General features: G+C 71.0%; 10 protein-coding genes. 5 read left to right on the forward strand and 5 right to left on the reverse strand.

Annotated elements, in window-relative coordinates:
* Positions 1-69 precede the first annotated feature (69 nt).
* Entirely contained in the window at positions 70-1662 is a 1593-nt protein-coding gene (gene gndA, locus F6B42_RS06180) for an NADP-dependent phosphogluconate dehydrogenase (RefSeq protein WP_150419529.1), read from the reverse strand.
* 223 nt (positions 1663-1885) lie between these two features.
* Between gndA and F6B42_RS06185 the strand changes: the two genes are divergently transcribed.
* Positions 1886-3325 carry a gluconokinase gene (locus tag F6B42_RS06185; protein ID WP_150418777.1) on the forward strand — a complete coding sequence of 480 codons (1440 nt, stop codon included), beginning with the start codon at positions 1886-1888 and terminating at the stop codon, positions 3323-3325.
* 8 nt (positions 3326-3333) lie between these two features.
* Here F6B42_RS06185 and F6B42_RS06190 read toward each other — a convergent pair whose 3' ends face one another.
* A complete protein-coding gene (locus F6B42_RS06190; RefSeq protein ID WP_150418778.1) occupies positions 3334-4026 on the reverse strand; it encodes a FadR/GntR family transcriptional regulator in 693 nt (230 codons plus the stop codon).
* Positions 4027-4184: 158 nt separating this feature from the next.
* On the opposite strand from F6B42_RS06190, the gene F6B42_RS06195 reads away from it, so the two are divergent.
* Positions 4185-5201 carry a zinc-binding dehydrogenase gene (locus F6B42_RS06195; RefSeq protein WP_150418779.1) on the forward strand — a complete coding sequence of 339 codons (1017 nt, stop codon included), beginning with the start codon at positions 4185-4187 and terminating at the stop codon, positions 5199-5201.
* Positions 5202-5281: 80 nt separating this feature from the next.
* On the opposite strand, the gene F6B42_RS15065 is transcribed toward F6B42_RS06195, so the two are convergent.
* Complete coding sequence (locus F6B42_RS15065) at positions 5282-5404, reverse strand: hypothetical protein (RefSeq protein ID WP_263405870.1); 123 nt, start codon at positions 5402-5404, stop codon at positions 5282-5284.
* Between the two features lie 219 nt (positions 5405-5623).
* Here F6B42_RS15065 and F6B42_RS06200 point away from each other — a divergent pair, with 219 nt between their 5' ends.
* Both F6B42_RS06200 and pth read left to right on the forward strand, forming a co-directional pair.
* Positions 5624-6268 carry a 50S ribosomal protein L25/general stress protein Ctc gene (locus F6B42_RS06200; protein WP_150418780.1) on the forward strand — a complete coding sequence of 215 codons (645 nt, stop codon included), beginning with the start codon at positions 5624-5626 and terminating at the stop codon, positions 6266-6268.
* A gap of 66 nt (positions 6269-6334) precedes the next feature.
* On the forward strand, positions 6335-6916 hold the full coding sequence (pth, locus tag F6B42_RS06205; protein ID WP_150418781.1) for an aminoacyl-tRNA hydrolase: 582 nt from the start codon (positions 6335-6337) through the stop codon (positions 6914-6916).
* Positions 6917-6960: 44 nt separating this feature from the next.
* On the opposite strand, the gene F6B42_RS06210 is transcribed toward pth, so the two are convergent.
* The gene (locus tag F6B42_RS06210; protein WP_150418782.1) at positions 6961-7407 is read right to left on the reverse strand and encodes a hypothetical protein; all 447 of its coding nucleotides are present in this window, start codon (positions 7405-7407) and stop codon (positions 6961-6963) included.
* A 68-nt stretch (positions 7408-7475) separates the two neighbouring features.
* On the opposite strand from F6B42_RS06210, the gene mfd reads away from it, so the two are divergent.
* Positions 7476-11078: a transcription-repair coupling factor gene (gene mfd / locus F6B42_RS06215; protein WP_191089291.1), complete on the forward strand. Its 3603-nt coding sequence runs from the start codon at positions 7476-7478 to the stop codon at positions 11076-11078.
* Positions 11079-11106: 28 nt separating this feature from the next.
* On the opposite strand, the gene F6B42_RS06220 is transcribed toward mfd, so the two are convergent.
* Complete coding sequence (locus F6B42_RS06220) at positions 11107-12516, reverse strand: basic amino acid/polyamine antiporter (RefSeq protein WP_150419531.1); 1410 nt, start codon at positions 12514-12516, stop codon at positions 11107-11109.
* Between the last annotated feature and the right edge of the window lie 45 nt (positions 12517-12561).

Genomic DNA, 12561 nt, shown 5'->3' on the forward strand with positions numbered 1-12561 from the left:
GTCGTGCAGATGCCGACGGCCCCGGCGAGCGCTCATGCTCGCCGGGGCCGTCGACGCCGATGCGGTGCGTCAGTGCGTGTCTTCGGCCTCGACCTCGGAGCGGTCGCCCGACCACAGCGTGTGGAACGTGCCGTCCTTATCGATGCGCTTGTAGGTGTGCGCACCGAAGAAGTCGCGCTGGCCCTGGATGAGAGCGGCGGGCAGACGCTCGGCGCGGAGCCCGTCATAGTACGACAGCGACGAGCTGAACGCGGGGGCGGGGATGCCGGCACCCGCGGCGGCCTGCACGATGTGGCGCCACGCGTCCTGGGCGCGCCCGAGGGCTTCGACGAAATACGGCGCGGTGAGCAGCACCGGCAGTTCCGCTTCGGCGGCGTACGCGTCCGCGATGCGGTTGAGGAACTGCGCGCGGATGATGCAGCCGCCACGCCAGATCTTCGACACCGCGCCGAGATCGATGTTCCAGCCGTACTGGGACGCCCCCGCGCGGATCTCGTCGAAGCCCTGCGAGTACGCGACGATCTTCGAGGCGTACAGTGCCAGGCGGACCTGCTCGATGAACGCGGTCGGGTCCTCGACCGTGAACGACGCGTCGTCGGGTCCGGGCAGCGAGCCCGAGACGTCGCGCTGCTCGCGGTGGCTCGAGAGCGAGCGGGCGAACACCGCCTCGGCGATGCCGGAGACGGGCACGCCGAGGTCGAGGGCGGTCTGGACCGTCCAGGCTCCGGTTCCCTTGGCGCCGGCCTGGTCGACGATGACGTCGACCAGCGGCCTGCCGGTCGCAGCATCCGTCTGGCGGAGCACCTCGGCGGTGATCTCGATCAGGTACGATTCCAGCTCGCCGCGGTTCCACTCGGCGAAGATGTCGGCGATCTCGGCGGGGGACTTGCCGGTGCCGCGTCGGATGAGGTCGTAGGCCTCGGCGATGAGCTGCATGTCCGCGTACTCGATGCCGTTGTGCACCATCTTGACGAAGTGTCCGGCCCCATCGTGTCCGACATGGGTGACGCACGGCTCGCCCTCGGCGACGGCGGCGATCGACTTCAGGATGGGACCGAGCGTGACCCACGACTCGTCGGGTCCGCCCGGCATGAGCGACGGGCCGAGGAGAGCGCCCTCCTCGCCGCCCGAGACGCCCATGCCGACGAAGTTGAAGCCGGCCTCGTGGACGGCCTTCTCGCGGCGGATGGTGTCGGTGAAGAGGGAGTTGCCGCCGTCGACGATGATGTCGCCGGGCTCGAACACGCGCATCAGCTCGTCGATGACGGCGTCGGTGGGGCCGCCGGCCTTCACCATGATGATGGCGGTGCGCGGCTTCTGCAGGTTCGCCGCGAACTCCTCGTACGAGAAGGCGGGGACGAACTCGGCCTCGGGATGCGTCTCGATGAGCTCGTCCGTCTTCCCGCGCGAGCGGTTGAAGACCGCGACCGTATTGCCGTCACGGCTCGCGAGGTTGCGTGCGAGGTTCGAGCCCATGACGGCCAGCCCCACGACGCCGATGTTGGCCGATCCGGTACCCGCCTCGGACGGTGCGGAGCTCTCGGTCGGCGTCGGACGGTCGACGTCCTCGGGGCGGGGAGCGCCCTCGTGGGCCGTCGCCGCTTCGTGCGGCGCCTGATCCTGATCGGTCGAGGGTCCTGTCGGTGAGGGGGTCGACGCCATGCGTAGCTCCAGGTTCGCGTGCGGGTGGACGGGATGCGGGAGAGTGCGTCCCACGGTCTCAGCGTACTGCCGCGACATCCGCCCCACGCTTTCGTGACACGGCGTCGACAGGTCCTCGCCCGCGAGGCGATCCCGATATGATCATATCATTGGGCCGAGGTCGTCCTCGGTCCGGTCGGCCACCGCATGTGGCACCCCGCCCCCTCACGACGGACTAGGACTCATGATCATCCTCGCTCTCGAATCCAGCACGACATCGGCGAAGGCGATGCTCTTCGACACCGAGTCGGGCTGGAGCGACGTCCGCGATCGCCGCTTCGTGCTGAGCGGCTCCGACACGGCGGTGCGGGACCCCGACGATCTCGTCGAACAGCTGCTCGCGCTCGGGCGGGAGGCGGCCGAGACCGTTCGCGTCGACCTCGTCGTGCTCAGCGGCACCTGGCACGGGCTGACCCTGCGCGAGCCCGACCTGGCTCCCGCGACGCCCGTGTACGAATGGCCCTACACGGGTGCGCGGGAGCTCTGCGCGCGGCTGCGGCTCGACGACGACTTCGCGCGATGGTTCTCGGGCCGCACCGGGTGCATGGTGAACGCCAGCTATCCCGTCTTCAAGCTCGTCCACCTGCGTGAGCAGGGCATCCGCATCGACGGCCGGGTCGCTCTCGATCAGGCCACCGTCACCTTCGCGCGCCTGACCGGCGAGACCTGGACGAACGCCTCGGTGGCATCTGGCACCGGCCTGCTCAACGCCGAGACGGCCGATTGGGACCCGGAGATCATCGCGCACTTCGATCTCGCCGGGGTGCTGCTGCCCGAACTGCGGGCGGCGACCGACACCGCTCCGCTCACCGAGGAGGGAGCACGACTGCTGGGGCAGCGAGCGGGCATCCCCGTGCTGACTCCGGGACCCGACGGCGGGCTGAACCAGATCGGCGACCTCGCGACCGAACCCGGCGACATGACGTTCTCGATGGGCACGAGCGGAGCGCTGCGGTTCTCGACGCGGCATCCGGCTCTCTCGCCGAACCGCAGCACGTGGGCCTACCGCTCGCCGGTCGGCCCGCTCAGCGGAGCGGCGACCTCGGGGTGCGGCAACTGCGTCGACTGGGCGAAGGGCCATCTGTTCCCGGCCGAGACCGACTACGCCGACATCGAGCCGCTGCTGTCGGCGCAGGACCGCTCGATGCCGGTGTTCCTGCCCTTCCTGTTCGGCGAGCGCAGTCCCGGCTGGCAGGATCAGCGCCGCGGCGGCTTCCTCGGCCTCGAGCCGCAGCACTCGCGCGCGGACATGTACCAGGCCGTGCTCGAAGGCATCGTGTACTCGCTCTTCCACTGCTATCGCGAGCTGACGGCTCTCAACGGGATGCCGCGGCGCATCATCCTGTCGGGAGGCGTGCTGTCGTCACCGTTCTGGACGCAGCTGACGGCTGACGTGTTCGGCGCCGAGATGGAGGCGTCGACCCGCCAGCACAGTTCGATCGTCGGCGCCGTGCGGATGGGACTGAGCGCGAGCGGCATGGGGATGAGTCATCCCGCCTTCGACTCCGCCCCGACGCGCACCGTCGTGCCGCGGACGCAGCTCCGGGAGCAGTACGACGCCGGTTTCGCCCGCTATCGGGAGGCCTACGAGCGCACGCGCCCGGTCGATCCCGCTGCGGGCTGACCCGCCCCTCAGCTCGAGCGGACCTCCGACAGGATCGCCTCGACATACGTCCGGGTGTGCTCCTCGGCCGAAGCCGCGTCGCCGCGGGCGATGGCCCGGGCGGTCGCGACGTGGTTCTCGAGCGCGACGTCGTGCGGATCGCCCGGAGTGAGACCCAGGCGAGCGCGTCCGGCGATCACGGCCGAGATAGCCGCCTTCGTCGCTGCGAGCATGAGATTGCCGCTCGTGTCGAGGATGAGTTCGTGGAAGGCGATGTCGATCGCGAGGTACTCGTCGGAGTCGCCGAGTCCCGCCGCGCCGAGGCGCTGGAGCTCGGCGGCCAGGCGCGCGATCTCGGCGCGCTCGACGTCGCTCGCGCGCCGAGCGGAGAGGGCTGCGGCGACGGGCTCGATCGCTGCGCGGAGTTCGGTCACGACGGCGAGATGATGCCGGTGGCTCGGTCCGCGCAGTTGCCAGTCGATCAGGCGGGTGTCGAGGGCGTTCCACCGGTCGATGGGCCGCACGGTGATGCCCACGCGCCGCCGGGACTCGACCATGCCCATCGCCTCCAGGACACGGACGGCCTCGCGGACGACCGTGCGCGAGACGCCGTAGTGCGATTCGAGGCCCGCGAGCGTGAGCACGGATCCGGGGGCCTGCTCACCCGCGGCGATCCGGCCGCCGAGGTCGTCGAGCACCGAACCGTGCGAAGCCTGCGCCATGAGAGCACCCAAACATGTGATGACAGAAAGTGAAAGATACTATTTTATGTAGACTCACCTCGAGCGCCGAGTCGACCCCTCGGCGCACCCGAATCCTAACGCGGGGGTTCCGGACGCCCGGCGGCACCGACGCCACCCGCCCACCGAGAGGCGGCACCATGCGCGCAGCATTCATCACCGGCAAGCAGGACATCGACATCCGGGATGTCCCGACTCCCGAGCCGGGCGCCGGTCAGGTGCGGATCCGGGTCGAGTACGTCGGCATCTGCGGGTCGGACCTGCACTACTACTTCGAGGGCGCGAACGGCGCGTTCGTCGTTCGCGAGCCCCTCGTCCCGGGCCACGAGCTGTCGGGCCGCATCGATCTGGATCCGACGGGGGAGTGGCCGTCCGGAACCCCGGTGACGGTCCACCCCGCGACCTTCGGCACCCCCGTGGCCGCGTATGCCGAGTCGCCTCATCTCTGGCCGGGCGGCGCATACCTCGGCAGCGCGTCGACGTGGCCCCACACGCAGGGCGCGCTCGCCGAGCAGATCCTCGTCGACCGCGGCATGGTGCGGGTGCTGCCGGCGACGCTGCCGGTCGCCCGCGCCGTTCTCGCCGAACCCCTCGCCGTCGCGATGCACGGCCTGGCGAAGGCCGGGTCCGTCGACGGCGCCACGGTGCTCATCACCGGGTCGGGCCCGATCGGGCTGCTCGCCGTCGCCGCAGCCGTGGCGGCCGGAGCCGCCGAGGTGCATGCGACGGACGTCCTGTCAGGGCCCCTGGAGCGGGCGCGCGCCGTCGGTGCGACGCGCACGTTCGACGTCACCGTCGAGCAGCCGCCGGCTGACGCCTACGACATCGTGCTCGAGTGCTCGGGCGTCGCGGCATCCGTCTCGGCGGCGCTGCGCGCAGCTCGGCCGGCCGGCGCCGTCGTGCAGGTCGGCATGATGCCGAACGAGCCGCGACCGGTGAACCTCGCTCCGTTCATCGCCAAGGAGGTGACCTACTCGGGCACCTTCCGGTTCGCCGACGAGATCGACGCAGCGGTCCGCCTGCTCGATGCGGAGCCCGGGATCGAGCGCGTCGTCACCCACACCATCGAGGCCGACGACGTGGTGTCGGCATTCGAGACGGCGCGCGACTCGCAGTCCTCCGGCAAGGTCGTCGTGGCCGTCTGGCCGACGGACTGACATCCGCCCGAGAACGACGCGAGCGCGCCGTCCCCGAGGGGCGGCGCGCTCGTGCGCGAAGCGGGTGGGAGAGCGTGCGGTCAGCTCTTGCGGTATCCCTGGCGGCCCATCGAATACAGCGCGAGGGTGACCGAGACGATCGATCCGAGCGTCATCGCACCGATGACCCACAGAAGCACGTGGGAGAGCCAGCCGTATTCCATAATTCCTCCGTGGCGTAGACGACGTCGCATCCACCTTACCGAGCGCTGGTAGAGTGGGCGTGTACTTCGGCGAGGGATGCTGCACGTCACCGCATCGGTGACGCACCGGCATCCGTGATCGACGAGGGTGTGTGCAGGACGCTTCCTCTCCACGCGCTCGCGTTCGCGTCGAACCCGCATACCGCTACCAGGGCTTCTCCGGCCCGCAAGGAGAGACGCATGTCCACCGAGACCGACACCAAGGTCAACGCCGAGACGCGCACGAACTTCGGCAAGGGCTTCGCCCGCCGTCTGCGTGCCGCCGGCCAGATCCCCGCCGTCATCTACGGCCACGGCACCGAGCCGGTGCACGTCGCCCTGCCCGGCCACCAGATGCTCCTGCTCGTGCGCCGCGCGAACGCGGTCATCGAGCTCGTCGTCGACGGCGCCGAGCAGCTCGTGCTCGTCAAGGACGTTCAGCGCGACCCGGTGCGCCAGATCATCGAGCACATCGACCTGCTCGTCGTGAAGAAGGGCGAGAAGGTCCACGTCGACGTTCCCGTCGTCGTCACCGGCGAGCCCTTCGCGGGCACCATCGCGACGCAGGATGCGGCGTCGATCTCGCTCGAGGTCGAGGCGACCCACATTCCGAACACGCTCGAGGTCGACGTCGAGGGCCTCGAGGACGGCGCGCGCATCACGGCCGCCGACCTGACGCTCCCGCGCGGCGCCGCGCTGCTGGCCGACCCCGAGACGCTCGTCGTCGCGGTCTCGGTGCCCGCTGCGACCCTCGCGGCCGTCGAGGAGATCGAGGCCGCCGACGAGGCGACCGCCGCCGAGCAGGCCGATGAGGCCGAGGCCGAGGGCGACGAGAAGTCCGAGTAAGGCACACCCCTGCGGAGCCCGCTCTCACCACGGTGGGGGCGGGCTCCGTCGTTCGGAAGGCAGGCCATGGCAGACACCTGGCTCATCATCGGACTCGGCAATCCGGGTCCGCGGTACGCTCCCACGCGGCACAACATCGGGCAGATGGTCATCGACGAGCTGGTCCGCCGTCGAGGTGAGACGCTCCGGTCCCACAAGGCGAACGCCCTCGCGGCCGAGTCCTGGCTGCGGCCGGGCGCGGCGAAGATGGTGCTCGCGAAGCCGAAGACCTTCATGAACGTCTCGGGAGGGCCGGCCGCCGGTCTCGCGAGCTTCTACGGGGTCGCTCCCGAACGCGTCGTGGTGGTCCATGACGAGCTGGACATCCCGTTCGACACCATCAAGCTCAAGACCGGGGGAGGTCACGGCGGCCACAACGGCGTCCGCGACGTCGCCAAAGCGCTCGGCACGCCCGACTTCCCACGCGTGCGCGTCGGCATCGGCCGACCGGTCGGCGCGCAGGATCCGGCGGACTGGGTCCTCGATCCGTTCTCGCCGGCGGAGCGGAAGACCCTCGAGATCCTCGTTTCCGACGCGGCGGACGCCGTGGAGACCGTGGTCGAAGACGGCCTTCTCGCCGCTCAGCAGCGGTTCCACGCGCCACGCTGAGCGCGCGGCCGCCGAGCGGCGGTCGAAGCTCCAGCGGGCCCCGATCAGCCCGTGACGGCCAGGGCGGCGGAACCGGCCGCGAGCGCGACGACCGGGCCCAGAGCGGCCGTGACGATGGCGGCGACGCCGAGCGCGCGACCGCGCCGGCCGACCACCGCGACGATGCCCAGCACGATCGCCGCCGTCCACAGGGCCGCCGCCGACCAGAAGACGATCTCGACGACGAGGACCCAGCCGCGCACGGGCGACAGGGCTCGCAGGTCGCCGCCGCTGGCCAGCAGGTCCGCGATGGCGCCGCTCGCGCCGAACCGCGCACCGGCGAGGGCGTTCGCGATGACCGCCGCGCACAGCGTGAGCGCGGCGGTCGCGGCGGCGGCGATGCCGACGGCCCGCGAGCGTCGTGCCGCCGGGGACGGCGGCAGGGTTCCCGGCGGCGGGACGCGGTAGGGGGCGGCGAAGGCCGGATTCCCGGCCGGAGGGGGCGTGCTCACCCTGCCCATCCTAGAAAGGTCGAGGCCGGCCGAGCGCCCGTGTCGGCGGCCGGAGGTAGGCTTCTCCGGTGACAGTTCCCGGGATCGTGCGCGCCCTTTCGCAGGCTGACTCCTTCCGGGAGGCGGTGGCCGCCGGCAGTTCCGGCAGCGTCGACGTCGCCCTGGCCGACGGCCTGGATGCGCCGTTGCTGGCGGCACTCATCGACCGGCGCCGCGCCGCCGGCCAGCCTCCCGTGATCCTCGTGATCGCGCCGACCGGCCGCCGTGCCGAGACGATCGGACAGGCGATCACGTGCCTGCGACCCGACGCCGCCGTCATGCACTTCCCGGCATGGGAGACGCTTCCGCATGAGCGGTTGAGCCCCAGTGCCGAGACCGTGGGACGCCGACTCGAGGTGCTGCGCACCCTGGCCGCGCATCACGGCGACGCCCCCCTCGTCGTCACGGCGTCGGTGCGCGGGGCGCTGCAGCCCATCGCCGCAGGACTGACCGAGGCCGAGCCCGTACGCCTGGTCGTCGGAGCGCGCGGCGCCGAGCTCGAGAACGTCGTACGCCGGCTCGTCGAGCTCGCCTACCACCGGGTCGACATGGTGTCGCGCCGCGGCGAGTTCGCGGTGCGCGGCGGCATCCTGGACGTCTTCCCCGCCGCCGCCGACCACCCGCTCCGCGTCGATTTCTTCGGCGACGAGGTCGACCAGATCCGCGCCTTCTCGATCGCCGATCAGCGATCGCTTCCCGGCGAGATCACCTCGGCCGAGCTCCTGCCCGCACGCGAACTGCTGCTGACGGATGCCGTCCGCGAGCGCGCGCGGGGGATGACGGCATCCTTCCCCAGCCTCACCGGCATGCTCGAGAAGATGTCCGAGGGCATCCCCGTCGAGGGCATGGAGTCGCTGCTCCCGGCGCTCGTCGACCGGGTCGTTCCGCTCGTCGACTATCTGCCGCGCGGGGCCGGGATCGCCCTCGTCGATCCCGAGAGGTCGCGGACGCGCGCACGCACCCTCGGCGAGACCAACCGGGAGTTCCTCGAGGCCGCGTGGAGCGCCGCGACGGCGGGCGCCGACAGTCCCGTCGACCTCCGGGCCGGCGACTTCCTGACCCTTCCCGAGCTGCGGGAGGCGGCGCGCGAGCGCTCGGGGCCGTGGTGGGAGCTGAGCGCGTTCGACTCCGGTGCCGCCGATGCGCTGGCCGAAGGACTCACCGATACCGAGGGCGGCGGAGACGTCGACCGCCGCATCACGGCGTCGGCCATCCCCTCGTTCTCGGGCAACGTCGACGGCGCGACGACCTACATCGGCGGCCTTCTCGCGCAGGGGTGGCGGGTCGTGGTCACGGCGTCGGGCCCGGGCCTCGTCGATCGCGCTCGCGACGTCCTGGCCGAGCGCGGCATCGCGGCGCGCACGGCCGGTGACGTCACGGACCTGACGGACGAGCCGGTGGCCGTGTGCGTCGTCGCCTCGCTCGAGCGCGGCTTCGAGGCACCCGAGGCCCGGCTGGCGGTGCTCACCGAGAGCGAGTTCTACGGACGCACGATCGGCGGCGACGGTCGCGTCGTCAAGAAGCTCGCCTCGCGCCGTCGGAACGTGGTCGATCCGCTCCAGCTCAAGCCCGGCGACGTCGTCGTCCACGCGACCCACGGCATCGGCAAGTTCGTCGAGCTCGTCCAGCGCGAGGTCTCGTCGGGCGGCCGCAATGCCGTCAAGACCCAGCGCGAGTACCTCGTGCTCGAGTACGCGCCGGCCAAGCGCGGCTACCCGGGCGACAAGCTCTTCGTGCCGACCGATCAGCTCGACCAGCTCTCCCGCTACGTCGGCGGCGAGGCGCCGGTGCTGTCGAAGATGGGCGGCAGCGACTGGGCCGCGGCGAAGGGCAAGGCTCGCAAGGCGGTGCGCGACATCGCCGTCGAGCTCGTCAAGCTCTACTCCGCGCGCATGGCTTCGAAGGGGCACGCGTTCGGTCCCGACACGCCGTGGCAGCGCGAGCTGGAGGAGGCCTTCCCGTTCGCCGAGACCCCCGACCAGCTGCAGACGATCGACGAGATCAAAGCCGACATGGAGAAGCCGATCCCGATGGACCGACTGCTGTCGGGAGATGTCGGCTTCGGCAAGACCGAGGTCGCCGTGCGCGCGGCCTTCAAGGCGATCCAGGAGGGCAAGCAGGTCGCCATGCTCGTGCCCACGACGCTGCTCGCCAAGCAGCATCTCGAGACGTTCTCCGAGCGTTTCGCGGGCTTCCCCGTGAAGGTGCGGTCGCTCTCGCGGTTCCAGACGGCGAAGGAGGCGCGCGACACCGTCGCCGGTCTCACCGACGGCACCGTCGACATGGTCATCGGCACCCACCGCATCCTCACCGAGCAGGTCGTGTTCAAAGACCTCGGCCTCCTCATCGTCGACGAGGAGCAGCGGTTCGGCGTCGAGCACAAGGACGCCCTGAAGAAGCTCAAGACGGGCGTCGACATCCTCGCGATGAGCGCCACCCCGATCCCGCGCACGCTCGAGATGGCGGTCACCGGCATCCGAGAGATGTCGACTCTCGCGACCCCGCCCGAGGACCGGCATCCGATCCTCACCTACGTCGGACCGCGAAGCGACAAGCAGATCGCCGCCGCGATCCGGCGCGAGCTCCTGCGCGAAGGGCAGGTGTTCTTCGTGCACAACCGCGTGCAGTCGATCCAGCGCGTCGCGGCTCAGCTCGGCGAGCTGGTGCCCGAGGCTCGCATCGCTGTCGCGCACGGTCAGATGGGGGAGCACCAGCTCGAGCAGGTGGTCGACGACTTCTGGGAGCGGCGCGCGGATGTGCTCGTCTCCACGACGATCGTCGAGACCGGTCTCGACATCTCCAACGCGAACACCATCATCATCGACCGTGCCGACAAGTACGGCCTCAGCCAGCTGCACCAGCTGCGCGGACGCGTCGGACGCGGCCGGGAACGCGCGTACGCGTACTTCCTCTACGACGAGAACAAGCCGCTGAGCGAGACCGCCGCCGACCGCCTCGAGACGATCGCGGTGAACAACGACCTCGGCTCGGGGATGCAGGTCGCCCTGAAGGACCTCGAGCTGCGTGGCGCGGGCAACCTGCTGGGCGCCGAGCAGGCCGGGCACATCGCGGGCGTCGGGTTCGACCTGTATCTGCGCATGATCGGCGAAGCGGTCTCGACGTTCCGCGGCGAGGAGGTCGACGGACCCGCCGAGCTCCGCCTCGAGCTGCCGGTCGCGGCCCGCATCCCGGACGAGTACATCGACAGCGAGCGGCTTCGCCTCGAGGCCTACCAGAAGCTCTCGGCGGCCGCGGCGGTGTCGGCCAAGGACGACGCGATCGATCTCGTCGTCGACGAGCTCACCGACCGTTACGGCCGGCCGCCGCAGGAGGTCACCGGCCTCGTCGCCGTGGCACGCCTGCGCCGGCGCGCCGCCCAGTCCGGTCTCACCGACGTCGTCGCGATGGGCGCGAACCTGCGGATCGCGCCCGCGCGGCTGCCTGAGTCCATGCGTATCCGCGTGCAGCGGCTCTACCCGAAGGCCAAGCTGCTGGCCGGCGGCGAAGCGCTCGTCGTGCCGCTGCCGTCGGCCGGCGGCACGCCTCTCGGCGACGCGGACCTCATCACCTGGACGGGGCAGCTCCTCGACCAGCTCTTCCCGCTGCCCGCGAAGGAGTCGGCGACGGTCTGAGCCGGATGCGAGGCGGCTCCCGGCGGCCTCAGAGCGTGATCGCGCCGGTCGCGAGAAGGACGATCGCCGCGAGGGCGCCGGCGATGCCGATCACCAGGAGGACGACCTCGACCGGGGTGAACGGCCGCTCGCCGGCCCGCCGGCGCGCGGCGACGTACAGCACCGAGCCGGGCACGATGATGAGCAGCGACAGCAGCAGATAGGCGGGACCGGCGGCGTAGAGGAGGAACGCCGTATAGGCGGTGGCGATCACCGTGAGGGCGATCTGCAGCATCCGTCGGCGGCGGGCCGGGCTCTCGCCCTCGGGGTCGACGCCGCCGTCCCGGCCGAGGGCGACCTTCAGCGCGTAGGCCGCTGAGAGCACGAACGGGATGAGCACCAGCACGCTCGTGAGGTCGAGTGCGACGTCGAAGGCGTTCTCGGCGAAGAGCACGACCACGAGCAGCACCTGGACCATCACCGTCGACAGCGTCAGCGCGCCGACGGGGGCGTCGTGCGCATTCGTCCGCGAGAGGAAGCGCGGCAGGTCACCGGAGCGCGAGGCCTGAAGCAGCACCTCCGCGGCCATGAGCGTCCACGACAGGTAGGCGCCGAGGACGGCCACGATGAGCGCGACGCCGACGAACACCGCGCCGACGGGGCCCACGACCGCCTCGAGGACGCCGCCGAGCGACGGCTCCGAGAGGGCGGCGATCTCGTCGCGCGGCAGGACGCCGTACGAGACGACGGTCACCGAGGCGAAGATGGCCAGGACGCTGAGGAAGCCGAGGAGCGTCGCGCGTCCGACGTCGCGGCGCGAGCGAGCGTGACGCGAGTTGACGCTCGCGCCCTCGATGCCGATGAAGACGAAGACCGTGACGAGCATCGTCGCGCGGATCTGGTCCCAGATCGGGATGCCGGGCGTGCCGGCCCAGTTGGCGGCGAACACGGCGGGGTCGAAGACGGTGAGGCACAGGACGATGAACAGCACGATCGGCACCGTCTTGGCGATGCTGACGACGCGGTTCACTGCCGACGCGACGCGGACTCCGCGGCGGATGAGCACGTAGAAGAGCCACAGACCGATCGATGCCAGCGCGACGGCCAGCGGCGTGTCGCCCGCGCCGAGCCCGGGGACCACGGCACCGAGGGTCGACATGATGAAGACCCAGTAGAAGACGTTCCCGGCGCACGCACTCGCCCAGTAGCCGAAGGCCGAGACGTATCCGAGGTATCGCCCGAAGCCCGCCCGCGCGTAGCTGTAGACGCCGGCGTCGAGGTTCGGCCGCCGCACGGCGAGCAGCTGGAACGCGAACGCGAGGGTCAGCATCCCGCCGCCGGCGATCGCCCAGGCGACGAGGGCGCCCGCGACTCCGGTCTCGGATGCGAATCCGGCCGGGAGCGAGAAGACCCCCGCGCCGACCATCGAGCCCACGACGAACGTCGAGAGCGTGAGCATCGAGACACGGGTCGATCCCGCCTCGCCGGGTGCGGTGGCGGGGGA

This window comes from Microbacterium radiodurans, from assembly GCF_008710705.1.
GTDB classification, from domain to species: Bacteria; Actinomycetota; Actinomycetes; order Actinomycetales; family Microbacteriaceae; genus Microbacterium; species Microbacterium radiodurans.

Excerpts from the sequence above, each read along its gene's own strand:
- gndA (WP_150419529.1), bottom strand. The coding sequence starts at position 1,662 with ATGGCGTCGACCCCCTCACCGACAGGACCCTCGACCGATCAGGATCAG.
- F6B42_RS06185 (WP_150418777.1), top strand. The coding sequence starts at position 1,886 with ATGATCATCCTCGCTCTCGAATCCAGCACGACATCGGCGAAGGCGATG.
- F6B42_RS06190 (WP_150418778.1), bottom strand. The coding sequence starts at position 4,026 with ATGGCGCAGGCTTCGCACGGTTCGGTGCTCGACGACCTCGGCGGCCGG.
- F6B42_RS06195 (WP_150418779.1), top strand. The coding sequence starts at position 4,185 with ATGCGCGCAGCATTCATCACCGGCAAGCAGGACATCGACATCCGGGAT.
- F6B42_RS15065 (WP_263405870.1), bottom strand. The coding sequence starts at position 5,404 with ATGGAATACGGCTGGCTCTCCCACGTGCTTCTGTGGGTCATCGGTGCG.
- F6B42_RS06200 (WP_150418780.1), top strand. The coding sequence starts at position 5,624 with ATGTCCACCGAGACCGACACCAAGGTCAACGCCGAGACGCGCACGAAC.
- pth (WP_150418781.1), top strand. The coding sequence starts at position 6,335 with ATGGCAGACACCTGGCTCATCATCGGACTCGGCAATCCGGGTCCGCGG.
- F6B42_RS06220 (WP_150419531.1), bottom strand. The coding sequence starts at position 12,516 with ATGCTCACGCTCTCGACGTTCGTCGTGGGCTCGATGGTCGGCGCGGGG.